This is a genomic window from Allorhizobium sp. GW101-3B10, from assembly GCF_059424725.1.
The window spans coordinates 1,534,757-1,559,546 of the sequence record NZ_JBWKZR010000001.1 but is presented as its reverse complement, the minus strand read 5'-3'; the positions used below and the strand labels follow the sequence as shown (position 1 = coordinate 1,559,546).

At 64.8% G+C, this 24,790-nt stretch carries 20 protein-coding genes; 6 read left to right on the top strand and 14 right to left on the bottom strand.

Features of this window, described 5'->3' with window-relative positions; genetic code table 11:
- Positions 1–98: 98 nt before the first annotated feature.
- Together AC07Y0_RS07410 and AC07Y0_RS07405 are read right to left on the bottom strand one after the other, a co-directional pair.
- A complete protein-coding gene (locus AC07Y0_RS07410) occupies positions 99–1,142 on the bottom strand; it encodes a TAXI family TRAP transporter solute-binding subunit (protein WP_498675959.1) in 1,044 nt (347 codons plus the stop codon).
- Between the two features lie 17 nt (positions 1,143–1,159).
- A complete protein-coding gene (locus tag AC07Y0_RS07405) occupies positions 1,160–2,233 on the bottom strand; it encodes a hypothetical protein (protein WP_498675957.1) in 1,074 nt (357 codons plus the stop codon).
- 199 nt (positions 2,234–2,432) lie between these two features.
- Between AC07Y0_RS07405 and AC07Y0_RS07400 the strand changes: the two genes are divergently transcribed.
- Positions 2,433–3,365, top strand: coding sequence for a DMT family transporter (locus AC07Y0_RS07400; protein WP_498675956.1), 933 nt, complete (start codon positions 2,433–2,435; stop codon positions 3,363–3,365).
- 73 nt (positions 3,366–3,438) lie between these two features.
- Positions 3,439–3,768 carry a heat shock protein HspQ gene (hspQ, locus tag AC07Y0_RS07395; protein WP_454745984.1) on the top strand — a complete coding sequence of 110 codons (330 nt, stop codon included), beginning with the start codon at positions 3,439–3,441 and terminating at the stop codon, positions 3,766–3,768.
- A gap of 96 nt (positions 3,769–3,864) precedes the next feature.
- Here hspQ and AC07Y0_RS07390 read toward each other — a convergent pair whose 3' ends face one another.
- Complete coding sequence (locus tag AC07Y0_RS07390; RefSeq protein WP_498675951.1) at positions 3,865–4,506, bottom strand: invasion associated locus B family protein; 642 nt, start codon at positions 4,504–4,506, stop codon at positions 3,865–3,867.
- A 267-nt stretch (positions 4,507–4,773) separates the two neighbouring features.
- On the opposite strand from AC07Y0_RS07390, the gene AC07Y0_RS07385 reads away from it, so the two are divergent.
- The 3 genes from AC07Y0_RS07385 to AC07Y0_RS07375 all read left to right on the top strand — a co-directional run bounded on the left by AC07Y0_RS07385 (position 4,774) and on the right by AC07Y0_RS07375 (position 8,373).
- Positions 4,774–6,576, top strand: coding sequence for an extracellular solute-binding protein (locus tag AC07Y0_RS07385; RefSeq protein ID WP_498675949.1), 1,803 nt, complete (start codon positions 4,774–4,776; stop codon positions 6,574–6,576).
- A 125-nt stretch (positions 6,577–6,701) separates the two neighbouring features.
- A complete protein-coding gene (locus tag AC07Y0_RS07380) occupies positions 6,702–7,373 on the top strand; it encodes a DsbA family oxidoreductase (RefSeq protein ID WP_498675948.1) in 672 nt (223 codons plus the stop codon).
- Between the two features lie 58 nt (positions 7,374–7,431).
- Positions 7,432–8,373 (top strand): DMT family transporter, encoded by a 942-nt coding sequence (locus AC07Y0_RS07375; RefSeq protein ID WP_498675946.1) that lies wholly within the window; start codon positions 7,432–7,434, stop codon positions 8,371–8,373.
- 51 nt (positions 8,374–8,424) lie between these two features.
- Here AC07Y0_RS07375 and AC07Y0_RS07370 read toward each other — a convergent pair whose 3' ends face one another.
- From AC07Y0_RS07370 to AC07Y0_RS07360, 3 genes are all read right to left on the bottom strand, one after another.
- A complete protein-coding gene (locus tag AC07Y0_RS07370) occupies positions 8,425–9,150 on the bottom strand; it encodes a DNA helicase (RefSeq protein WP_498675943.1) in 726 nt (241 codons plus the stop codon).
- 214 nt (positions 9,151–9,364) lie between these two features.
- Complete coding sequence (gene mfd, locus AC07Y0_RS07365) at positions 9,365–12,871, bottom strand: transcription-repair coupling factor (RefSeq protein WP_498675940.1); 3,507 nt, start codon at positions 12,869–12,871, stop codon at positions 9,365–9,367.
- Positions 12,868–13,185, bottom strand: a complete 318-nt coding sequence (locus tag AC07Y0_RS07360; RefSeq protein WP_454745990.1) for an FAD assembly factor SdhE — start codon at positions 13,183–13,185, stop codon at positions 12,868–12,870. Before AC07Y0_RS07360 ends, mfd begins: the two co-directional genes overlap by 4 nt.
- Positions 13,186–13,283: 98 nt before the next feature.
- Between AC07Y0_RS07360 and recG the strand changes: the two genes are divergently transcribed.
- Complete coding sequence (gene recG, locus AC07Y0_RS07355; protein WP_498675939.1) at positions 13,284–15,389, top strand: ATP-dependent DNA helicase RecG; 2,106 nt, start codon at positions 13,284–13,286, stop codon at positions 15,387–15,389.
- Positions 15,390–15,403: 14 nt separating this feature from the next.
- Here recG and AC07Y0_RS07350 read toward each other — a convergent pair whose 3' ends face one another.
- The 8 genes from AC07Y0_RS07350 to AC07Y0_RS07315 all read right to left on the bottom strand — a co-directional run bounded on the left by AC07Y0_RS07350 (position 15,404) and on the right by AC07Y0_RS07315 (position 24,678).
- On the bottom strand, positions 15,404–16,075 hold the full coding sequence (locus tag AC07Y0_RS07350) for a DUF502 domain-containing protein (protein WP_454745992.1): 672 nt from the start codon (positions 16,073–16,075) through the stop codon (positions 15,404–15,406).
- Between the two features lie 10 nt (positions 16,076–16,085).
- Complete coding sequence (locus AC07Y0_RS07345; RefSeq protein ID WP_498675937.1) at positions 16,086–16,589, bottom strand: GNAT family N-acetyltransferase; 504 nt, start codon at positions 16,587–16,589, stop codon at positions 16,086–16,088.
- Positions 16,586–18,412, bottom strand: coding sequence for a glutamine--fructose-6-phosphate transaminase (isomerizing) (gene glmS, locus AC07Y0_RS07340; RefSeq protein ID WP_498675935.1), 1,827 nt, complete (start codon positions 18,410–18,412; stop codon positions 16,586–16,588). Before glmS ends, AC07Y0_RS07345 begins: the two co-directional genes overlap by 4 nt.
- 110 nt (positions 18,413–18,522) lie before the next feature.
- On the bottom strand, positions 18,523–19,884 hold the full coding sequence (gene glmU, locus AC07Y0_RS07335; RefSeq protein WP_498675933.1) for a bifunctional UDP-N-acetylglucosamine diphosphorylase/glucosamine-1-phosphate N-acetyltransferase GlmU: 1,362 nt from the start codon (positions 19,882–19,884) through the stop codon (positions 18,523–18,525).
- A 136-nt stretch (positions 19,885–20,020) separates the two neighbouring features.
- Positions 20,021–21,094: a BMP family ABC transporter substrate-binding protein gene (locus AC07Y0_RS07330; RefSeq protein WP_498675931.1), complete on the bottom strand. Its 1,074-nt coding sequence runs from the start codon at positions 21,092–21,094 to the stop codon at positions 20,021–20,023.
- A 38-nt stretch (positions 21,095–21,132) separates the two neighbouring features.
- Positions 21,133–22,050 (bottom strand): ABC transporter permease, encoded by a 918-nt coding sequence (locus AC07Y0_RS07325; RefSeq protein WP_498675930.1) that lies wholly within the window; start codon positions 22,048–22,050, stop codon positions 21,133–21,135.
- Positions 22,047–23,141, bottom strand: a complete 1,095-nt coding sequence (locus AC07Y0_RS07320; RefSeq protein ID WP_498675927.1) for an ABC transporter permease — start codon at positions 23,139–23,141, stop codon at positions 22,047–22,049. Before AC07Y0_RS07320 ends, AC07Y0_RS07325 begins: the two co-directional genes overlap by 4 nt.
- Positions 23,131–24,678, bottom strand: a complete 1,548-nt coding sequence (locus tag AC07Y0_RS07315) for an ABC transporter ATP-binding protein (protein WP_498675925.1) — start codon at positions 24,676–24,678, stop codon at positions 23,131–23,133. Before AC07Y0_RS07315 ends, AC07Y0_RS07320 begins: the two co-directional genes overlap by 11 nt.
- Positions 24,679–24,790: the final 112 nt, after the last annotated feature.

Sequence of the window (24,790 nt, the reverse complement as noted above, 5' to 3'; positions counted from 1 at the left end):
GTCACGAAGAACAGCAAAACCGGCGCGGTCTGCTCGACCGCGCCGGTTTTTTCATGCCGGAAAAAGTTAAGTTTCGCTTATGAAGCAATTCCAGCGCCTTACGGCGTTTTCTTCAGGCGCTGCTTGAGAAGGTTCAGATACTCCTCGTTGGCGTCAGGAGCCGGCGCCGGCTGTGCTGCGGGCGCCGTGCAGGCCGGCTTGTAGTCGAGCGCCATGCCCGCCTTGACGCAGGTTCCCACCTGCCAGCCGGGCGGCAGGGCCGTCAGGTCGACCGATTTCCACTTCGGGTGCCCCTTGGCCTCGAGGGCCGGCATGCCGTTGAGGATCAGGCTGGAGAAATCCGAAACCGAGCGGCAGCTCTCGCGGTGATAGGCGTTCTTCTTCGGATCGTAGTCATAGGTCATCAGCACGGCCTTGACGGCGACCAGATCGACGGGCTCCTGCTGGAAGGAATAGGTCGCGGCCGGCACCGTCGCCGCTGTATAGGTCGCCAGCAGCGGCGCATCCTTGATCGGCAGCAGATGGAACTTCGTGCCGTCGATCTGGGCATTGGCAAAGAGGGCGGCTGGTGCGCCCGCTACGTAGAAGAAGGCGTCGATCTCGCCCGACAAGAGCTTCGGCAGCGCCTCGTCGGGATTGATCGTCAGCCGTTCCGCCGCCTTGATCTGCAATATGTCGAGCATCAGCGTCGCGGTGAGATACGTGCCGCTGTCGGCCTTGCCGATGGCGATCTTCTGCCCGGCGAGCCCCTTGAGATCGGCGACGCCGCTTCGCGCCAGGACGTGGACCTCCTCATTGTAGAGCGGGAACATGATGCGCACGCCGCGCACCGCCTGCTGCACTTCCGGGTCATTGGCCTCAAAGGTCTTCAGATATTCGAGCACGTCGCTCTGGACGATGCCGAACTGGGTATTGCGCCGGTTGCGCACGCCGACGAAGTTTTCCAGCGAACCGGCACTCTCCACGACGTTGAGGCCAAGGCCGCATTCGGCGCCGAGCGCGGCGATGTCGCGGCCGATGCGGATATAGGTGCCGCTCGGCCCGCCGGTCATGATGTTGCGCTCGAAGCTGTCGGCCGCGGCTGTCGTGGCGACGAGGGCGAGCCCCAGGGCCGAGAGGAATGTGACGAGTTTCGTTGGCATGGCGAGGGTCCTTTCGCTCAGCAACCGCTTTTCAGGTCGCGCATCAGGTTGCGAAGTGTCACGACCGGCACCGAGCGGAAGACCGCCTGCAGGCCGGTCGTCACGCACTCACCGGACACCAGCAGGCTCCGCAGGCGCTGGTAGTCTTCCGCCGACAGCCGATCAAGGCCCGGCGTCCTGGCGAGCACCGCATCGACGGTGGGAGGGTCCCGCGGCGCGTCCGCGATGAGCGGCAGGTCCTCGCGGGGCTCCGGTGGTGCCGAAGGCGGACTGTCGGGCGCTGTATCTTGGCCTGGCGCGCTGTCCGCCCTTGCCGCGTCCAGCTCGGCCTGCAGTCCGGCACTGCGCTCACGCTCGCGGGCGAGCTTGTCCTCGGCCTTCGTCAGGGCATCCCGGCTGCGGGCCAGCTGGGCACCAAGGGCGTCACGCTCGGCGGAGATCTTGTCCCCAGCCGCCTCGGCCTTGGCCAGCTTCTCGGCAAGCGCGGCTATCTGCGCCTCGAGACGCGGGATCTCCACGGTCTTCAGCTGCGCCAGGGACTGCCCCGCTTCGCCTTCCGACGCTTCCAGCCTTTGCCTCAGGTCGGCAAGGGCGGCGTCGGCAGTTTCCTTGGCGCTTGCTGCTTCCTGTTTGGCCGTTTCGAGCGCCTTGTCCTGGGCGAGGCTGCGCTGGCGCGCGTCCGCCAGAGCCTTCTCCAGCCGGGTGTTTTCCTCTTTCTCCGACATAAGTTCGCGGCTCGTCGCCTCGATCCCGTCGGTCATGATGTCGAGTTCGCCGCGCTGGCTGTCGAGCGTCTGCCTCAGCGCGGCCGTCTCCGGGTCGCCGGCATCAAGGGCCGTCTCTGCCCGCTTGCGCGCTTCGACCGCTTCGGCGAGACGCCGGTTGCTGTCGCTCAACTGGGCGGACAGGTCGGCGATCTGCTGGTCGACCGTGGCAAGCCGACTGGCGTCCTGCAGGCCAAGATAGCGCATGGCGCCATATCCGGCGGCAGCCCCGAGCACCAGGCTGACAAGGATCGCGATCAGCAGCACGAACGGTGATCCGCCGCGCGCTTGCGTCAGCTGCTTATCCCTGCCCCATTGGTTGCTCACGGCATCTCCGCTTCGGCCTGTGTCCGTTGCCGTCTGGGTAGCGTGAATCCCCTGCCCGTGCAAGTTTTCGCCCCGGCGTACCGGGGCAAGGTTTCGCGGCTTTCCATCCCCGCACCGCCCTTGTAGTCTCCGCTTCGCCGCCGTGGGCCACGGCATGCCCCGCACTTCGTCTTCCTTGTCCGAAAGCCAGATCGCCTCCATGCCCCAGACCAAGACCTCGGCTGCGCCGCGACCGCTCGACTGGCTGCTCTATTTCCTCGCGCCGGTGTTCTTTTCCAGCAACCTGATCTTCGGTCGGGGCATTACCGGCGACATCGCGCCCTTCACCACCGCCTTCCTGCGCTGGGCGGGCTCGGCCCTGATCATCTTTCCCTTGGTCTATGCCGAGCGCAGGGTCTGCCTCGCCTTCGTGCGCACACACACCGGCATCTGGCTGGCGCTCGGCATCCTCGGCATGGGCATTTGCGGCGGTTTCGTCTACTGGGCGCTGACGCTGACGACGGCATCCAACGCGACGCTGATCTACACCACGTCCTCGCTGTTCATCATCCTGCTGCAATGGCTGTTCCAGGGGCGCCGCATCTCCCCGGTCGAACTGGTGGGCATGGTCGTCGCCTTTGCCGGGGTCGCGGTCATCGTTCTCAAGGGCGACTGGACGGCGCTCTTCCACCTGCGCTTCAACATCGGCGATTTCGGCATTCTCGCCGCGGCGATCGCCTTTGCGCTCTACTCGCTGCTGCTGCGTCATCCGGCGGTGCAGGCCATGCCGCCCATGCCGCTGTTCGGCCTGCTGTCGCTGTCGGGCACGCTGGTCCTCATTCCGCCGGCCCTCTACGAGGTGCTGACCGGCGGCCTTTTGCCGGATACGACGAGCGACTGGACCAAGCTTCTCGGCATCATTCTCTTTGCCTCGCTCGCCGCCTTCTACTGCTTCCAGCATGCGGTCCGCGTCTTCGGCGCGGCGATGGCCGGCGTCACGCTCTATCTCATGCCGCCGATGTCGATCATCATGGCGGTGCTCTTCCTCGGCGAGCAGTTCCAGGCCTATCACGCGGTCGGCATCGTGCTCGTCATGGGCGGACTGGTTCTGGCGACGGCACCCGGGCGCCGCGGCGCCAGACCGGCGGCCTGAGCGCGAAAGCATAGACAGGTCTTGATGTTTCACTCTTTCCTCCCCAAATTCATGAGGAAAGGAAGTGAAGCCCATGAAACAGCGCAACGCAAAATTTGGCATCGGGGAAGTTGTTCGCCACAAGGTCTTTCCGTTCCGTGGCGTCGTGTTCGACGTGGATCCGGAATTCGCCAACAGCGAGGAATGGTGGAATGCCATTCCGGCCGAAGTGCGCCCGTCCAAGGACCAGCCCTTCTACCATCTGCTCGCCGAAAACGCGGAGACGGAATACGTCGCCTATGTGTCGGAGCAGAACCTGGAAAAGGATCTCAGCGATGAACCGCTGCGCAATCCGCAGGTTCAGCAGATCTTCGTGCGGGAGCAGGCCGGACACTACAAGCCCAAGGCAAGCTTCGCCCACTGACGCGCGAGCGTCTCCCCGAGCATCGATGAAAACAAAAAAGGCCCGCGCAAGCGGGCCTTTCCATATCTATATCTCGGCAAGAGAGAGAGAGAGAGATCAGTTGCCCTGCTTGGCAGCGTCCTGGGCGTCGTTGATCGCCTTGTTGCGCTCTTCCTGCTTCTTCTGCATGGCTTCCTGCAGGAGGCGCTGGCGCTCCTCGGCCTGCGACTGCGACATGGCCTCGCCATCATAGGCGCCGGTGAAGCCTTCGAGCGGGATCTTGATCGGGTTCGGGGCGCGGCGGAAGTTGACCGAGGTCAGGACCACCTCATTGCCCTTCTTCAGGCTGGCGATGACCGCATCGGTCAAGGGCATTTCGGCCGTGCAGCGGTCCGGAAGGCAGACGGTGTAGTCGAGCTTGACGCCCTTGGCACCGTCGATCTGCATCATGATGCCCGGCGGGATCAGGCGAGCCGACGGAACGGTGACCTGGATGAGCTTGCGGTTGATCTTGCCTTCGATGGAGATCAGGCCAACAGCGGTGATCAGCTGGCCGTTCTGGGCGAGCTGCTGGTTCTGGACGACGCAGACGTCGGCCTCTTCCTGCTTGGTGCAGGTCTTGAACCACTTGGCCGGGCCGGCCGCCGCGGGAGCTGCTGCGTCCTGCGCGCTGGCAACCATCGGGGCAGATGCCGCGCCGAGGGTCAGAACGAGAGCAGACAGTGCCGTCCGCGTAGCTTTGGTTGCATTGAACATCATAACCTAATCCGTCTCCTGAAAACCGATATCGGGCACTTGTAAAGGCCGCGACACTCGCCGGTCGTGCTGCCTGTCAACTGTCGTCCAAATGAGGCAAATACATGACCTTGGCACCCGGCTCCCCTGTTACATCGCGAAGTCCGGAATATCCAGTCTTTCTTTGGGCGCATAGGGGAGCAAGGCGGCTTTTTGCATGGCGATGTGTTTGTTTTATGGTGTTCGTGCTAGCCTAATCGAGATTCTCGGACCTCGCGGAAAGGATAATTCGTGCGCCGCATAGCCCTCAGCCTGCTCTTTCTCGCCCAGTGCAGCCTTGCCCATGCCGAGCCGGTGCACGGGATCGCCATGCATGGCGACCCGGCGCTCGGTGCGGACTACACGCACTTCCCCTACGTTAATCCCGAAGTGAAGAAGGGCGGCAGGATCAATTACGGCGTCGTCGGCACCTTCGACAGTCTGAATTCCTTTGTCCTGAAGGGCATGCGCACGACCGCGCGTGGCATCTGGGACCCGGAATACGGCAACCTGTTCTACGAATCGCTGATGACGCGTTCGAGCGACGAGCCCTTCTCGCTCTACGGCCTTCTGGCAGAGACCGTCGAATGGGACGAGGACCGCACCTTCATCCAGTTCAACCTCAATCCCAAGGCCCGCTGGCACGACGGCAAGCCGGTGACGGCCGAGGACGTGATCTTCTCGTTCAACCTGCTGCAGGAAAAGGGGCGCCCGCCCTACAACAAGCGTCTTGCCGTGGTTGAGAAGATGGAGAAGGTCGGCGACAACAGTGTCCGCTTCACCTTCAACAACAAGGCCAACCGCGAGACGCCAATGATCCTCGCCATGTCACCGATCCTGCCGCAACACGCGGTCGACCCGGCGAAGTTCGACCAGTCCTCACTGGAAATACCGGTCGGTTCCGGGCCCTACAAGATCAAGTCGATCAAGCCGGGCGAGAAGATCGTCTATGCCCGCGATCCGAACTATTGGGGCAAGGACATTCCCTCCAAGGTCGGCTTCGACAATTACGACGAGATCTCCGTCACCTATTTCCTCCAGGATTCGACCCTGTTCGAAGCTTTCAAGAAGGGCGATGTCGATGTCTATCCGGAAGGCGATTCCGGCCACTGGGAGCGCGCCTACGACTTCCCCGCCGTCAAGAACGGCGACGTCGTCCGGGAGGTCTTCCAGCCCGGCCTGCCCTCCGGCATGCTCGGCTTCGTCTTCAATACCCGCCGGCCGATCTTTGCCGACGCCAAGGTGCGCGAAGCCCTGTCGCTGGCCTTTGATTTCGAATGGGTGAACAAGAACCTCTACGGCGGTGCCTTCAAGCGCAGCCAGAGCTTCTGGCAGAATTCCACGCTCGGCGCCTTCGGCAATGCCGCCGATGACCGCGAACTCGCCCTGCTCGGGCCCGCCAAGGACCGCATCGCGCCGGAGATTCTCGCCGGGACCTATGCCATGCCGGTCTCCGACGGCTCGGGCACCGACCGCAAGGTCCTGCGCCAGGCCGTCTCGCTGCTCGCCGAGGCGGGCTATGCGATCAAGGGCGGCAAGATGCTCGACAAGACCGGCAAGCAACTCACCTTCGAGGTGATGACCCAGAACGAGGGCCAGGAGAAGATGGCGATCGCCTATCAGCGCGCGCTGGCCCTGATCGGCATCCAGATGTCGATCCGCACGGTCGACGACGCGCAGTATCAGGCGCGGTCGAACAGCTTCGACTACGATATGATCGTCAAGGCTTATACCTCGTCCCTGTCGCCCGGGGCCGAACAGTTCAACCGCTGGGAATCCTCGTCGCGCGACGCCCAGGGCAGCTTCAACTATGCCGGCGTTGCCGATCCCGACATCGACCGCATGATCGAGGCGCTCGCCAGTGCCCGCAGCCTGGAGGATTTTCAGGCGGCCGTGCGCGCCTATGACCGCCTGCTGGTCGCCGGCCACTATGTCGTCCCGCTCTACCATATCGGCGAGCAGTGGGCGGCCCGCTGGACGCACATCGGCCGGCCGGAGAAGACGCCGCTCTACGGCTACCAGCTTCCTGTATGGTGGGACACGCGGGCGCAGTAGCGCCCGCGTCCAGTCTTTTCCCGGCGGCGGTTACGCCAAGGTAACCGGTTGAAATGCGCCGCGATTGCCCTTACGTGGCAGCGAACGGTCATTTTGGCCCTCAGCCGCCCGGAAAGGAAAGCATCATGGAACGCATCACCATCGACATCGTCTCGGACGTCGTCTGCCCCTGGTGCTATCTCGGCAAGGCGCGTCTCGACCTCGCCATTGCCGAGGTGCAGGGCGAGATCGGCGTCGACGTCAACTGGCGGCCCTACCAGCTCAACCCGGACTATCCGCCGGAGGGTGTCGACCAGCAGAAGGCATTGGCCGAAAAGCTCGGCGGCAAGGACAATATGGACCGCGCCCACGCGCAACTGCGCGAACTGGGTTCGGCCGTCGGCATTGCCTTTGATTTCGACGCGATCAAGGTCGGGCCGAACACGCTCGACGCGCACCGCCTGATCTACTGGGCCGGCGTCGAGGACCGCGAGATCCAGGATCGGGTCGTGGCGGCGCTGTTCAAGGCGAATTTCGAAGAAGGCCGCAATGTCGGCGATCCGGCCGTGCTGCTCGACATTGCCGAGGCCGCCGGTCTCGACCGTGCGCTCGTCGATGCGCTGTTGACCGGCGATGCCGACAAGGCCGAGGTGCTTGGCGAGATCGAGGCCGCCCGCCAGATGGGCGTGAACGGCGTACCCTTCCTGATCTTCGACCAGCAATATGCCGTGAGCGGTGCGCAGACCCCCGACGTGCTCGCGGGTGCGCTGCGCGACATCGCCCGGATGAAATCCGAAGCGCTTGCAAAACTCAATTGACGCGCTGCGGGAACGTCCTTAAGCACGGGTAACATCCTTCCTCCCGGGATTCCCCACCGTGCGCTCCGACGTCATTCTCAAGGGTATTCTGCTCGCCTTCGCGGCGTTTTTCGCCTATTCGATCAGCGACGCCTCGGTCAAGCTGATCGACGGGCGCATCAGTCCCTACGAATCCGGGTTCTTCGGGGCCGTCTTCGGCCTCGTCGCCCTGCCCTTCCTGTTGAAGCGCAACGACCGCTGGTACGATGTCTTCACCACGACCAGCCGTCCGCTCTGGGTCCTGCGGTTCTTTTCCTCCGGCATCGGTACGATCGGCAGCGTGACGGCCTTCACGCACCTGTCGATGGCCGAGGCCTTCTGCCTGATCTTCCTCCTGCCCTCCTTCGTCACCGTCATGTCGGTGGTGTTGTTGAAGGAGTCTGTCGGCATTCGTCGCTGGGGTGCGGTCATCCTCGGCTTTGTCGGCGTGCTGGTCGTGCTGCGGCCGGGCTTTCGCGAGTTGTCGATCGGCCATGTCGGGGCGGTGCTGGCCGGCCTTTCCGGGGCGCTGTCGATCATCATCTACCGGGCGATCGGCCCTTCGGAGAAGAACATCTCGCTCTATGGCGCGGGCCTCATGGGCGCGCTCGTCATCTGCGGCTTCGCCATGCTCCAGGATTTTTCCGCGCCTGACGCGACGCAGTGGGCCCTTCTCGCCGGCTACGGCCTGCTCGGGGCCCTTGGCAACGTGCTTTTGATGTACGCCTCGTTCTATGCACCGGCCGCCGTCGTCGGGCCGACCCAATACAGCCAGATGCTGTGGGGCATCCTGTTCGGATACGTCATCTTCGGCGACCGGGTCGATCTGCCCATGGTGGCCGGCATCGTGCTGATCGTCGGTTCAGGCCTCCTGACCCTGTCGCGCGAGCGCACCAAGGGCGTCGCCCTGCCGCCGGCGGTCGCCGGCAAGGACGAGGCAGCGTTAGCGATCAAGCCGGAAGACGAGACGGAAGCGTCGTGAGCCGGAGTGCCAGAAGTAAGATCGCCGCCACACACCGAGATCAGCAACCGCTCAGCCGACGTTCGAGGCAAATCTCATCTCTCCTCGGTTGAGGAAGCAGGTCTTGTCGAAGAGGGTGAGATCCAGCGGATTGGGCAACCTGACATCCTGAAGATCTGGCAGGGATCTGCCGCTCCCCTCATAGGCTCGGTCGACCTGCGAGATGAACACGAGAATGAGACCGCGCTCGCGCGCGAACTGTCGTAGCGCGCTGACCTGCACCATCAGATCCGGATTTTCGCGCCGATGGTCTAGGGCCTGCAGGTAGTCGACGACGGCAACGCTGCCGCGCGGCAGCGCGGCCAGAGCGTCGATCATGTAGTGGGCGTTGATCGCATCGGAATCGTGGAAGAGGAACAGCTTGTCGAAGTCACTTGGCTTTGCTCCGAGCGCCCGGAACAGGTCGCTGCGATCCCGTCCAGTATAGACCAGCGTGAAGAAGGCTGCCGGCCGGCCATCTCGCATTGCGGCCAATGCCAGCCGCAGTCCCATCATGGTCTTGCCCTGGCCCGGTCTTGCGCCGATAAGCATCAGATCGCCGGGCACCAGCCGGCCGAGCAGCGCACCGTCTGATTGGTCGGCCGCAGCCGTAGCGGTCCGTGCAGCCAGCATGCTCCAACTCGAAAACCCTTCCTCTACGGCGACGCGATCAAGCGCCTCATGCAGAGGAATATCCATTTTACGGCTTAGAATCCTAGCCTTACGTTTGAGATAGAATACGGGTGCGGAAAGCGGCATCGGTGAACCTCCTGCGCGGGCAGATGTCGCAACCCCTCCTCACGCGCGCCCGGTTGGACAGTTCTTGGTTCGAGAACCCTGCATGAAATGCTTTCCCGGATGGAGGGAGGAGGCACGGGTCATACCGATGCCTTCTTGTAGCGTGATTCGCCGGAAACAGTAATGTTCTGACGGACCGAAAAGCCGGCAGGTGTGCACCGATGGACCTTGCCGCTCAGCTCTTCGCCAGTTCCGCCAGCTGCGTCATCACCACCGCCGCGCCCTGTAGGCGCTTTTCCGGCGTCGGCAGGTCGCGGGTCAGGAACACGCTCTGGTCGGGGCGGATCTTGGCCATCGATCCCTGCTTGGCGATATAACCGACCAGCGCCGCCGGATTGGGGAACTGCTTGTTGCGGAACTGCACGACGACGCCCTTCGGGCCTGCTTCCAGCTTGTCGACATTGGCCTTGCGGCACAGCGCCTTGATGTAGACGACCTTCAGCAGGTGCTGGACCTCGATCGGCAGCGGTCCGAAACGGTCGATCATCTCGGCGCCGAAGCCGTCGATCTCGTTGACCTCGGTGATCTCGCCCAGCCTGCGGTAGAGACCGAGGCGCAGATGCAGGTCCGGCACGTAGTCGTCGGGGATCATCACCGAGGTTCCGACCGATATCTGCGGCGACCAGCCGCTGTCGGTGACCTCGTCGACGCCCTTCACCTCGGCGACCGCCTCCTCCAGCATGTGCTGGTACAGCTCGAAGCCGACTTCCTTGATGTGGCCGGACTGCTCTTCGCCGAGCAGATTGCCGGCACCGCGGATGTCGAGGTCGTGGCTCGCCAGCTGGAAGCCGGCGCCGAGCGTGTCGAGCGACTGCAGCACTTTCAGGCGGCGTTCCGCCGTCGTGGTCAGCACCTTGTTGACCGGCAGGGTCAGAAGCGCAAAGGCACGGACCTTGGAACGGCCGACGCGGCCGCGCAGCTGGTAGAGCTGGGCCAGGCCGAACATGTCGGCGCGGTGGACGATCAGCGTATTGGCGGTCGGCACGTCGAGGCCCGACTCGACGATCGTGGTCGACAGCAGCACGTCGTAGCGGCCGTCATAGAAGGCATTCATGATGTCTTCGAGTTCGCCCGCCGCCATCTGGCCATGGGCAACCGCGACCTTGAGCTCCGGCACGTCCGACTGCAGGAAGGCCTGGATGTCGGCGAGATCGGCCAGACGCGGGCAGACATAGAAGCTCTGGCCGCCGCGGTAGTGCTCGCGCATCAGCGTCTCGCGGATCACCAGCGGGTCGAAGGGCGAGATGAAGGTTCGGACCGCCATGCGGTCGACCGGCGGCGTGGTGATCAGCGACAGTTCGCGAACCCCGGTCATGGCGAGCTGCAGTGTGCGCGGGATCGGCGTCGCCGAAAGGGTGAGCACATGCACGTCGGTCTTCAGATCCTTCAGGCGTTCCTTGTGCTTGACGCCGAAATGCTGTTCCTCGTCGATGATCAGGAGGCCCAGATTGGCGAAGCTGACGCCCGTGCCGAGCAGCGCATGGGTGCCGACGACGATGTCGGTCTTGCCTTCCGCCACTTCCTTCTTGACGAGGTTCAGTTCCTTGGCGCCGACCAGCCGCGAGGCCTGCTGGATGCGGATCGGCAGACCGCGGAAGCGCTCTGTGAAGGTCTTGAAATGCTGGCGTGCCAAGAGCGTGGTCGGCACGACGACCGCGACCTGGATGCCGTTCATCGCCGCGATGAAGGCGGCGCGCAGCGCCACCTCCGTCTTGCCGAAGCCGACGTCGCCGCAGATCAGCCGGTCCATCGGTCGGCCGGCACCGAGATCGCCGCGCACCGCCTCGATGGCATTCAGCTGGTCCTCGGTCTCGTCATAGGGGAAGCGGGCGGCGAACTCGTCGTAGAGGCCTTCCTGGGTGGTCAGCACCGGCGCCATGCGCATCATGCGCTCGGCGGCGACGCGGATCAGCGCGCCCGCCATGTCGAGCAGGCGCTTCTTGAGCTTGGCCTTGCGCATCTGCCAGGCGCCGCCGCCCAGCTTGTCGAGCTGCGCATCCGAGCCCTCGGAACCGTAGCGCGACAGGAGATCGATGTTCTCTACGGGCAGGAAGAGCTTGGCGTCGTCGGCATAGAGCAGCTCGAGGCAGGCATGCGGCGCGCCGGCCGCCTCGATGGTGCGAAGCCCGACGAAACGGCCGATGCCATGCTCGGCATGGACGACGATCGAGCCCTCGTCCAGGCCAGCCACTTCCGAGATGAAGTCGGCGGCGCGCTTGCGGCGCTTGGAACGGCGCACCATGCGGTCGCCGAGAATGTCCTGCTCGCCGACGATGACGAGGTCGCCGGCCTCGAAGCCGCCCTCGAGGCTGAGCACGGCGGTCGCCGCCTCGCCCTTCTTCAGCCCGTCGAGATCCTTGAGCGCCGAGACTGACTTGAGGTTGGCAAGGCCGTGTTCGTCGAGCACCTGCAGCAGGCGGTCGAGCGAGCCCTCGGACCAGCCGGCGATCAGCACCTTGGAACCGGCCGCGCGCTTCTCGGCAATGTATTTCACCGCCTGGTCGAAGACGTTGGTGCGGGTATTGCCCTCGCCCGTCTCGATCGCCGTCTTCGCCCAGCGCGGGCCGGGACGTGCGGCGATCTCGATCACCTTGCGTGCCTCGCCGTCATGCTCGGCAAACGGGGTGAGCCGGAGCGGCGCATGCGTATCCAGCATCCGGCCGAATTCGCCGGCGCCGAGATAGAGCCGCTCGGGCGGCACCGGCTTGTAGGGCGTGCCCTGCGACAGATGGCCCTTGCCGGGCGTCCCGGTGTTCAGCCGCGCCTCGTAATAGTCGCGGATCAGTTTGGCGCGCTCCTCGGCCGCCTCCCGTACGGTATGGTCGGTGACGATACGGAAGCCCTTGAGATAGTCGAACACCGTGTCGAGATGGTCGTGAAACAGCGGCAGCCAGTGTTCCATGCCGGCATAGCGCCGGCCTTCGGACACGGCCGCATAGAGCGCGTCGTCGCGGGTGGCGGCGCCGAACAGCGAGAGATAGTTCTTGCGGAAGCGGCTGATCGAATCCGGGGTGAGCGTCACTTCGCTCATCGGATGGAGGTCGAGCGAGCGGGCCTGGCCGATGGTGCGCTGGCTGGCCGGATCGAAGGTGCGGATGCTCTCTAGCGTATCGCCGAAGAAGTCGAGCCGGACCGGCTCCTCCGAGCCCGGCACGAAGACGTCAAGAATACCGCCGCGCACGGCGAATTCGCCGACCTCGCGCACGGTCGCCACGCGCTCAAACCCGTTGCGCTCCAGCCGGGCGGCGATGTCGTCCATCTTGATCTGGTTGCCGGGGCGGGCGGAAAAGCCGAGGCTGTCGATCACCTCGGCCGGCGCCACCTTCTGCAGCATGGCATTGACGGTGACCAGCACGATCGCCGCATGCGGCTTCTTGCCGTGGGCGACGAGGCCGGACAGCGCCGTCAGGCGGCGCGCCGACGTATCGGCCGATGGCGATACGCGGTCGTAGGGCAGGCAGTCCCAGGCTGGCAGCGTCAGCACCGGGATTTCGGGCGCCGCAAAGGACAGGTTCTGCTCGATGTCGGCCATGCGCTGGCCGTCCGACAGGATATAGGCGACCGGCTGGCCGAGGCGGGCGAGTTCCGCCAGCACGAAGGCGTCCATGCCGTCCGGCACGTGCGAAACGGTGAGCGCGGACTTCGCCGCCGCGATCGTCCTGGTATCGAGAAGAGAGATCATTCCGAGCGTCCGAGCCCTTCCAGCGTGACCGGCGAGAAATCGGGGCGACAGGCGGCGATGCGCTCGAACAGCGGAGTCTGAAGATGCGCGGGCACGGGCGAAGCGCCGGTGATGTACTTCACCAGGTCCTGGTCCTCCTCGCTCATGATGCGCTCCAGCTCGTCGAGCGTGGCGTCGTCCATGGCGGCGATTTCGGCTTCGGCGAACTGGCCGAGGATCAGGTCCATTTCGCGGATACCGCGGTGCCAGCAGCGGAACAGAATGCGCCGGCGGCGCGGATCGAGTTCTGCACTGCTGAGGATCAAACCGGTCATATGCAAACACCTTCCTGTTGATGCGCCTCTATAGCGCCGTCCCAACCGCTTGTCAGCCTTGCCAAGCCGGTAATTCTCGGCGCATTTTGCCAGCCATCATGCGGCCAACGCTTCTCGATCCCCTGTTTGCCTCCGTCGCTTCGCTGTCCGGCGTCGGGCCGAAGCTTGCGCAATTGCTGGCGAGCCTGCTGGGCCGCGAGGATGCCGAGGACGCCCGCGTCGTCGACCTGCTGTTCCTCGCACCCTTCCGGCTGATCGACCGGCGCAACCAGCCGGGCATTGCGCTCGCCCAGCAGGGCGCGATCGTGACGATCACCGGGCGGGTCGACCGCCACCAGCCGCCGCCGCCCGGCAAGTCCAGCCTGCCCTACCGCGTCTTCCTGCACGACGAGACCGGAGAGCTGGCGCTCACCTTTTTCCGCGTCAAGGGCAACTGGCTGGAAAAGGCCCTGCCCGTCGACGAGACGATCATCGTCTCGGGCAAGGTCGACTGGTTCAACGGTCGCCCTTCCATGGTGCATCCGGACCTGATGGTGAAGGCGAGCGAGGCGGAGAACATGCCGCTGGTCGAGCCGGTCTATCCGCTCACCGCCGGGCTTTCGCCCAAGGTGCTGCGCAAGCAGATCGAGCATGCGGTGGAGCGCGTGCCGGAATTGCCCGAATGGGCGGATCCGGCGCTCGTCACCCGACAGGGTTTTCCGGGCATCCGCCAGAGTTTCGTCGACCTGCACCATCCGCGCGACGAAAAGGATGTCGATCCGCAGGCCCCGGCGCGGCGCCGGCTCGCCTATGACGAATTCCTCGCCGGCCAGGTGTCGCTAGCCCTGGTGCGGCAGAAGCTGCGCAAGGTGCCGGGCACGCCGGTCAGGGCGACCGGCGAGATTTCGGGCAAGATCCTCGCCGCCCTGCCCTTCTCGCCGACCGGAAGCCAGACGCTGGCGGTCGCCGACATCCTGAAGGACATGTCCTCGGACACCCGCATGCTGCGGCTGCTGCAAGGGGATGTCGGGGCCGGCAAGACACTGGTCGCCCTGCTTGCCATGGCTGCCGCCGTCGAAAGCGGTGGCCAGGCCGTGCTGATGGCGCCGACCGAAATCCTGGCGCGCCAGCATTACGCGACGATCTCGAAATTTGCCGCGAGCGCCGGCCTCAGGGTCGAGGTGCTGACGGGCCGCACCAAGGGCAAGGAGCGCGAGGCGATCTCCGAACGGATCGCATCCGGCGAGGCACAGATCGTCATCGGCACCCATGCGCTGTTCCAGGACACGGTGAACTACAGGAACCTGATGCTGGCCGTGGTCGACGAGCAGCACCGTTTCGGCGTGCACCAGCGTCTCCGGCTGACCGCCAAGGGCATCTCCCCGCACATGCTGGTGATGACGGCCACACCCATCCCGCGCACGCTGGTGCTTGCCGCCTTCGGCGACATGGACGTCTCCAAGCTCACCGAAAAACCGGCTGGGCGAAAGCCGATCCAGACGGTGACGGTGCCGAGCGAGCGCACCGGCGAGATCGTCGAGCGGCTGCGTGCCGCCGTCGCCGACGGCAAGAAGGCCTACTGGATCTGCCCGCTGGTCGAGGAATCCGACGTATCCGAGCTGATGTCGGCCGAGGAGCGCTTTGCCGTTCTCGAAAAGGCGATCGGTGCGCCGATCGGTCTCGTGCACGGACGGATGAGCGGGCCGGAAAAGGATGCGGCCATGCTCGCCTTCAAGAACGGCGAGACACGCTTGCTGGTGGCGACGACCGTGGTCGAGGTCGGCGTCGACGTGCCGGACGCGACGATCATGGTGATCGAGCATGCCGAGCGATTCGGCCTCGCCCAGCTGCACCAGCTACGCGGCCGGGTCGGGCGCGGCGATGAGGCCTCAAGCTGCATCCTGCTCTACAAGGGACCGCTCGGCGAAACCGGCAAGGCGCGCCTGTCGATCCTGCGCGACAGCGAGGACGGCTTCCTGATCGCCGAGGAGGACCTGAAGCTGCGCGGCGAAGGCGAACTGCTCGGCACGCGCCAGTCCGGCACGCCCGGTTTCCGCATCGCCAGCCTTGAGGCGCACGCCGATCTCCTGGAAATCGCCCGCAAGGACGCATCCTATCTGCTGGATCGCGATCCGGACCTGATGAGTCCGCGTGGCGAGGCGGTCCGGACGCTGCTCTACCTGCATCGCCGCGACGAGGCGATCCGCTTCCTCCGGGCCGGGTGACTTCGCGGAAACCGTCAGACGGTGGCGTCGGGAAGGGCCGGCGGCTTGTAGTCGGGCATGACGAGACCGCCGGAAAACAGCATCTTGGCCGCTTCCTCGGGGCTCATGTCGAGCACCTTCAGCTTGTCGCGTGGCACGAAGAGCAGGAAGCCGGCCGTCGGAACGGGTGTCGGCGGCAGAAAGACCGCGACCATCTCGACGCCGTCCTCGTTGAGCTTTGCGGCGATCTCGCCCTTGGCCTCCGTGGCGATGAACACCAGTGCCCAGACGCCGGGCGACGGAAATTCCATCAGCCCGACCTTCTTGAAGGAGGAGGACTGGTCCTTCAGCACCGATTCGAAGATCTGCTTGAGGCTCTTGTAGAGCGTGCGCACCAGCGGCGTGCGGTGGAAGATGCGCTCGCCGAAATCGACGATCGAGCGGCCGATCAGGTTCTTGCCGAGAAAGCCGATCAGCGTGATCGTCGTCACCGCGATCAGCAGGCCGAATCCGGGAATGGCGAACTGGAGATAGCTCTCCGGATTGTAGCGGCTGGGGATATACGGCTTCACCCAGCTGTCGGCCCAGTCGATGAAGGACCAGGTCAGCCAGATGGTGATGGCGACCGGTGCGCAGATGATCAATCCCGTGAGGAAATTGTTGCGGATGCGCGTCGCCAGCGAAATTCGCTCGGGGCTGTCGTTCATCGTCTCGCCGTTATGCTGCATCGCCGAAGAAAGCCGGATGGAAGGCGACCATGCCCGACGGAACTTCGCCGTGCAAGGGCAGGACGAGGAAAAATTCGGGCGGAACTCCGGACGTCGTCAGCTCCGGCCGGGCGGTGAAACCGAACCGGTTGTAGTAGGCCGGATCGCCGACCAAGGCGAAGCCCGAAGCGCCTTGCGCCTCGAGTCTTGCCAGGCCCTCGCGCATGAGCTTCGAGCCGATTCCGCTCCTCTGCCGCCCGGGTGCCACCGAAATAGGCCCGACACCGTACCAGCCACCCTCGCCGCCCGACAGCGTCACCGGCGAGAAGGCGACATGGCCGACGATCTGGCCTTCATCCTCGGCGACCAGCGAAAGCGTGAGCTTGTCGAGGCGCCGCAGGCGCTCGATGATCAGCGGCTCCGAGCCGTCGCTGTAGGGATGGCCGGCAAAGGCAGCCGCGGTGAGCGCGCCGATGGCGGCTTCGTCACCGGGCGCTTCCGGCCGGATCCTCATTCGACGGTCACCGACTTTGCCAGATTGCGCGGTTGGTCGACGTCGGTGCCCATGAAGACGGCGGTGTGGTAGGCGAGCAGCTGGATCGGCAGCGAGAACACCATCGGCGCGATGATTTCTGCGACATTCGGCAGGACGATGGTCGCCATCGTCTCCAGCTTGGAGGCGGCGGCACCCTTGTCGTCGGTGATGAAGATGATCCGGCCGCCACGGGCCGCCACTTCCTGCATGTTCGACACGGTCTTTTCGAAGAATCGGTCGTGCGGGGCAATGACGATGACCGGCATGTTTTCGTCGATCAGCGCGATCGGGCCGTGCTTCAGTTCGCCCGCGGCATAGCCTTCGGCGTGGATATAGGAGATTTCCTTGAGCTTGAGCGCGCCTTCCATGGCCAGCGGATAGCTGGTGCCGCGGCCGAGATAGAGCACGTCCTTGTATTTCGACAGGTCGCGCGCCAGCGCTTCCATCTGCGGCTGGATGGCATTCAGCACCTGGCTCATGATGCGCGGCATTTCCGCCAGGCTCTTCACCAGCTGCTTTTCCTCGTCGGCCGAAACCGTACCGCGCGCCTTGCCGGCGGCGATCGCCAGCGAAGCGAGAACGGCAAGCTGGCAGGTGAACGCCTTGGTCGAGGCAACGCCGATCTCCGGTCCGGCGAGGATCGGGAAGATGGCATCGGCCTCGCGGCCGATGGTCGATTCCTTGACGTTGACGATGGCGCCGATCTTCAGGCCTTCGTCATGGCAGTAGCGCAGCGAGGCCAACGTGTCGGCGGTCTCGCCCGACTGCGAGATGAACAGCGCCGCCTGGTCCTTCGACAGAGGCATTTCGCGGTAGCGGAACTCGGACGCGACGTCGATCTCGACCGGCAGGCGGGCATAGCGCTCGAACCAGTATTTGCCGACCAGGCCGGCGAGATAGGCCGTGCCGCAGGCGGAGATGGCAAGGCCGCGGAGCGACTTGAAGTCGATCGCTTCGTCGACCGGCTTTACCGAGTGGCTGTGGAAATCGACATAGTGCGAGAGAGCGTGCGAGATGACCTCCGGCTGCTCGTAAATTTCCTTTTCCATGAAATGGCGGTGATTGCCCTTGTCGACGACGAAGGCGGTCGCCTGGGAGATCTGGTGTGCGCGCTCGACCGGATTGCCGGAGAAATCGATGATCTCCGCGCCGTTTCGATGAAGGATGGCGCAGTCGCCGTCGACCAGATAGGCGATTTCGTTGGTGAACGGCGCCAGCGCGATCGCGTCCGAGCCGAGGAACATCTCGCCCTTGCCGAAACCGACGGCGAGCGGCGGTCCGAAGCGGGCAGCCATGATCGTGTCCGGATCGTCGGCGAACATCACCACCAGCGCATAGGCGCCCTTGACGTGGTTCAGCATGGCCAGCATGGCGGCGCGGTTGCCGAGGCCCTTGCGGCGGTACTTGGCGATCAGCTGGGCGACGATCTCGGTGTCGGTCTGGGTGGTGAAGACCGCGCCTTCCGCCGTCAGCTCGTCGCGCAGCTCGGAGAAGTTCTCGATGATGCCGTTGTGGACGACGGCCACGCCATCGACGAAATGCGGATGGGCATTGGTCTCGTTCGGCACGCCATGGGTGGCCCAGCGGGTGTGGGCGATGCCAATCGTGCCGGACAGCGGCTCGGAATCGAGCTTCTTCTCGAGGTTGAACAGCTTGCCCTCGGCGCGGCGGCGATCCATCACGCCATTGTCGATGGTGGCGACGCCGGCGGAATCATAACCGCGATATTCGAGCCGCTTCAGCGCATCGACGAGACGCCCCGCGACCTGTTGATTCCCGACAATACCGACAATGCCGCACATACACTTCTCCGTCTGGCTTCATCCTGGGGGCCAGTCCTAATGGTTTTGCCGATTTGCGCAATCCGCCCACCGGTCACATTCGGTTTCGCAACGTTACGCAGTCGCAGCAATCAAGCCTTCGCGCTGCGGGAGGCCTTCAGCGCCTCGTTGCGCGCGCGGATGGCCTTGGCCCGTTCCGGCTTGATTTCCTGCCGGGCGCGGCCGAGCGCAAGCGCGTCGGCGGGCACGTCCTCGGTTATGACGCTGCCGGAAGCGACGAAGGCGCCGGCGCCGACCGAGACGGGCGCGACCAGCGCGCTGTTGGAACCGATGAAGGCACCTTCCCCGATCCGCGTCTCATGCTTGTTCACCCCGTCATAATTGCAGGTGATGGTGCCCGCGCCGATATTGGCGTTGGCGCCGATGATGGCGTCGCCGATATAGGTCAGGTGGTTGACCTTGGCGCCCTTGCCGATTTCGGCCTTCTTGACCTCGCAGAAATTGCCGACCTTGGCACCTTCGGCGAGATTGGCACCGGGACGCAGCCGGGCAAAGGGTCCGACGGTCGCGCCGGCTGCCACATGCGCGCCCTCCAGATGCGAAAACGCATGGATGACAGCGCCACCCTCGACGGTGACGCCCGGTCCGAACACGACATTCGGCTCGATCAGCGCATCCTGTCCGATCTCCGTGTCGTGGCTGAGGAAGACCGTCTCCGGCGCGATCATCGACACGCCCGAAACCATCAGTTCGTGGCGGCGGCGTTCCTGCCATAGCCGCTCGATCACCGCGAGCTCGGCGCGGTTGTTGCAGCCGGTCAGCTGGTCTTCCGGCGCATCGACGGCGACGGTACGCCCGCCGAGCGAGCGGGCGATCTCGACGAGGTCCGTCAGATAGTACTCGCCCTTGGCATTGGCATTGCCGATGCGGGTGAGGAATTCCAGCGCCTTGCGGCCGTTGATCGCCATCAGGCCGCTATTGCACCAGGTGACCGTGCGCTCGGCGTCGGAGGCGTCCTTCTCCTCGCGGATGGCGATCAGCTCGCCGTCCTTGACCAGCAGCCGGCCGTAGCCGGTGGGATGGGCGGTGTGGAAGCCGATGACGGCCACGTCATTGCCCTCGGCCAGCGCCGCCCGCGCCGCCAGGAGCGGTTCGGCGGTGATCAGCGGCACGTCGCCATAGGCGACGAGAACATCGTCATAGCCGCGGGCGATGGCGTCGCGCGCCGCGAGCACGGCATGGCCGGTGCCCAGCCGCTCGGTCTGGATGAAGGGCGTAACGTTGACGCCGCCGATGCTGCCGGCCTTCACCACCTTCTCCGTGTCGCGCCCGACGACCAGCGCCACGTCGCTGATGCCCGACGATGCGATGGTCTTCATCACATGCGCGATCATCGGCAGACCGGCCACGGGGTGCAGCACCTTCGACATGGACGACTTCATGCGGGTGCTTTCGCCTGCGGCGAGGATGACGGCGAGACAGCTGCGGCTCATGATTACTCCCAGCGGGTAGAACAGGATTCGAAAAGATCAAGCGACGGCAGTCTCATAGCAGCAACCGTCAAACGGAACCAACAGCAAAAGGGGCGCCGCAAAGCAGCGCCCCTTTCAAAAATCATTGCAGCCGGAATTATTGCGGCAGCTTGTCGTCGACGCCGGCGATGTAGAAGTTCATGCCGAGCAGCGCGCCGTCCTCGGCCTTTTCGCCGTCCTTCAGCCAGTCCGAACCGTCCTGCTTCTTGATCGGGCCGGTGAACGGATGCAGTTCACCGGACTTGATCTTGGCTTCGATGTCCTGCGCCATGGCCTTCACGTCGTCCGGCATGTTGGTGTAGGGCGCCATGGTCAGGATGCCGTCCTTCAGGCCGTCCCAGATCTGTTCCGACTTCCAGGTGCCGTCGAGCAGTGCCTGGGTGCGCTTGATGTAATAGGCGCCCCAGGTGTCGACGATCGCCGTCAGCTGGGTTTCCGGTCCGGCCTTGATCATGTCGGACGCCTGGCCGAAGGCCTTGATGCCGCGTTCGGCGGCGACCTGCATCGGCGCGGTGGTGTCGGTGTGCTGGGTCAGGATATCCACGCCCTGGTCGATCAGGGCCTTGGCGGCATCGGCTTCCTTGCCGGGGTCGAACCAGGTATTGGCCCATACGACCTTGACCTTGAAGTCCGGATTGACCGACTGGGCGCCGTGCATGAAGGAGTTGATGCCCATGACGACTTCCGGGATCGGGAAGGAGGCGATGTAGCCGGCGACGCCCTTCTGGGACATCTTGGCAGCGATCACGCCCTGGATGTAGCGGCCTTCATAGAAGCGCGAATTGTAGGTGGCGACGTTGTCGGCGGCCTTGAAGCCGGTGGCGTGCTCGAACTTCACGTCCGGGAACTTGGCGGCGACCTTGACGGTGGCGTCCATGAAGCCGAACGAGGTGGTGAAGATCAGCTTGCAGTCGGAACGGGCGAGACGCTCGATGGCGCGCTCGGCATCGGGGCCTTCGGGAACGCTTTCGAGGAAGGGGGTCTCGATCTTGTCGCCGAAATGCGCCTGCAGCTGCTGGCGGCCGATGTCATGCGCCTGCGTCCAGCCACCGTCGGTCGTCGTGCCGACATAGATGAAGCAGACCTTGGTCTTGTCTTCGGCCTGGGCCGAAGCCGCGAAGCTGCCGAGGACGGCAGCGCTCGCGGCGAGTGCGATAAGCATCTTTTTCATGGGGAACCCCTTCTGGTTGTTGACAAAGGCTTGTGTTCTTACCGGTCAGGCACGAACGGCTTGCCGAGCGAGGCCGGAGTGTTGATCAGCGTGGTGCGCCGATTTTGCGAGATAATCACGAGGACCACAATGGTCGCGGCATAGGGCAGCGCGGAAAGAAGCTGCGAGGGTAAACCGATGCCGAAGGCCTGGGCGTGCAGCTGGCCGATGGTGACGGCACCGAACAGGTAGCCGCCGGCCAGCACCCGCCACGGCCGCCACGAGGCGAAGACGACCAGCGCCAGCGCGATCCAGCCCCGGCCGGCCGACATGTTCTCTACCCATTGCGGCGTGTAGACGAGCGACAGCTGGGCGCCGGCGAGCCCTGCGCAGGCGCCGCCGAACAGCACGGCGAGATAGCGGGTGCGGATCACATGAATGCCGAGCGTGTGGGCCGATCCGTGATTGTCGCCGATCGCCCGGAGCTTCAGGCCCGACCGCGTGCGGAACAGGAACCAGTTGACGCCGAGGACGAGCAGGACGGACAGATAGAAGATGACGTCCTGCCGAAACAGCAGCGGACCGACGACCGGGATGTCGGCGAGCAACGGAATGGCGATCGGCTGGAGCTTGACGCCCGGAACGCCGACGAAGCTTTCCCCCAGCATGCCCGACACGCCGAGGCCGAGAATGGTCAGCGCCAGACCGGTCGCGACCTGATTGGCGACCAGCGTCAGCGTGAGGAAGGCAAAGAGCAGTGAGAAGACGGCGCCCGCGAGAATGCCGGCACCCACCCCGATCAGCGGCGATCCGCTCATCTGCGCGACGGCGAAGGCGCACACTGCACCGATGATCATCATGCCCTCGACGCCGAGATTGAGCACGCCCGAGCGTTCGGTGACGAGTTCGCCCATGGCTGCGATGACGAGCGGCGTGGACGCCGTGATGACGGTCATCAGGATGGCTTCGATGATCATCGGCCGGCTCCTCCGAGCAGGGCGCGGCCTTTGCCGAGCACGATCTTGATGCGGTAGTGGATCAGCGTGTCACAGGACAGCACGAAGAACAGCAAGAGCCCCTGGAACACCCGCGTCACCTTGTCGGAGACCCCGATCGACAGCTGCGCGCCCTCCCCGCCGAGATAGGTCAGCGCCAGCACCAGGCCCGAGGCGATGATGCCGAGCGGGTTGAGGCGGCCGAGGAAGGCGACGATGATCGCGGTGAAGCCGTAACCCGGCGAGATCGACGGCTGCAGGTGGCCGATCGAACCCGAGACCTCGGAGATGCCGGCAAGACCGGCCAGCGCGCCGGAAAACAGCATGGAAAACCAGATCATGCCGCGCGAGGAGAAGCCGGCAAAGCGCCCTGCCCGCTCGGACTGGCCGAGCACCACGACCTGGAAGCCCTTCAGCATGTAGCGCATCATGAACCAGACGCCGACGGCGGCGATGATGGCGAAGGCGAAGCCCCAGTGGGCGCGGCCCGACGACAGCATTTCCGGCAGCACGCCCTCGGTGACGAAGGAGCGGCTCTGCGGAAAGTTGTAGCCCGCCGGATCGCGCCAGAGGCCGCGCACCAGCCAGTCGAGGAAGAGCTGGGCGATGTAGACCAGCATCAGGCTGGTGAGGATTTCATTGGTGTTGAAGCGGGCCTTGAGCAGCGCCGGGATAGCCGCATAGAGCGCGCCGCCGATCATGCCGAGGATCAGCATCAGCGGCAGGAGCAGCGGCGAATGCCATTCGTAGAACACCACCGGCAGGAACGAGCCGGTGATCGCGCCGATGGTGAACTGGCCCTCGGCACCGATGTTCCAGTTGTTCGAGCGATAGGCGACCGACAGGCCGACGGCGATCAGGATCAGTGGCGCCGCCTTGATGGCGAGTTCGTGCAGCGACCAGACCTCGAGCAGCGGCTCGATGAAGAAACTGAACAGCGCGTCGACCGGGTCCTTGCCGAGCAGGGCGAACATCAGTCCGCCGAAGATCACGGTGAGCGCCAGCGCGACGAGCGGCGACACGATCGCGAAGAAACCGGACATGCCCGGCCGGCGTTCGAGTTCAATGCGCATTCGCCGTCTCCAAACCGTGCATGCCGCCCATCAGGAGGCCGATCTTCTCGCGCGTCATCGTCGCTGCCGGATAGCTCTGCGACAGCCGCCCTTCGGAAATGGCCGCGACCGTGGTCGCCACCTCGAAGATCTCGTCAAGGTCCTGGCTGATGACCAGCACCGCCGATCCGGCGCGCGCCAGGTTGATCAGCGCCTGGCGGATGCGGCTGGCCGCCCCGGCATCGACGCCCCAGGTCGGCTGGTTGACGATCAGCACGGCCGGCTGGCGGTCGAGCTCGCGGCCGACGATGAATTTCTGCAGGTTGCCGCCGGACAGCGAGCCCGCGGCCGGATCGACGCCGCTTTTGCGTACGTCCATCGCCTCGCAGATGCGCTGCGTCGCCCCCTTCACCGCCTCGTGGCGGATCAGTTTCAGGATCCCGCCCGAGAGGAAGGTCCGCGCATCCGACTGGTTGCGGGCGAGCAGGAGATTGTCCGAGAGCGACAGCGCCGAGACTGCACCATGGCCGTTGCGTTCTTCGGGCACGAAGCCGGCGCCGAGCAGGCGGCGGCCGTTGATGCCGGTCCGACCGACCGAGCGGCCGCGGATGCGAACGGCCTCGTTGTCCTCGGTGGTATATTCTCCCGAAAGCGCGTCGAACAGCTCGCCCTGGCCATTACCCGCCACGCCGGCGATCGCCAGCACCTCGCCGGCCCGGACGCTCAGCGACAGGTTCTTGAGTTCCATGGCAAAGGGCGTGCGCGGGCGAAGCGTCAGGTTGCGGATTTCCAGCTGCACGTCGCCCGCTGGTGCATCGTCGTCACGCATGACCGTTGCGACCTCGCCGCCGACCATCATCCGGGCAAGCGTGGCAGGCGTCTCGCCGCGCGGATCGCAGGCGCCGGTGACCTTGCCGTGGCGCAGCACGGTGGCGCGGTCGCAGATGCGCTGGACCTCTTCCAGGCGGTGGCTGATGTAGAGAACCGAGCGGCCCTCGGCCTTCAGTTTGAACAGCGTCTCGAACAGCTTGTCGGCTTCCTGCGGCGTGAGGACCGAGGTCGGTTCGTCGAGGATGATGAGCTTCGGGTTCTGCAGCAGCGCCCGGACGATCTCGATCCGCTGGCGTTCGCCGACGGAAAGATCGGCGACATGCGCCGCCGGGTCGAGCGGCAGGCCGTAGGCCCTGGAGAGTTCGGCGGCCTTCTGCGAGATTTCGTCGATCGACACGTTTTCATCGAGCGCCAGCGCGATGTTCTCCGCGACGGTCAATGCCTCGAACAGGGAGAAATGCTGGAAGACCATGCCGATGCCGAGGCGCCGTGCGGCGGCGGGCGAGACGATGTCCTCCGGCTTGCCCTTCCAGCAGACGCGGCCGGAAGACGGGGCGAGAATGCCGAACAGCATCTTGACCAGGGTCGATTTGCCGGCGCCGTTTTCGCCCAGCAGCGCGTGGATCTCGCCGTGGCCGATTTCAAGGTCAATGCCGTCGCAGGCGGCAAAGCTGCCGAACAGCTTGGTCAGCCCCTCGACGGCCAGAAGTGGTTCGGTGTTCGTCATGTCACCCTTCGGCACAGTTCCCTCTTGCGCTCGCACCGCAGCCCCCAAGCGTGCCGATCAAAGCGAAAAACGATATTGATACGCGCTTTGCGTCATCCGGCAACCGACCCCC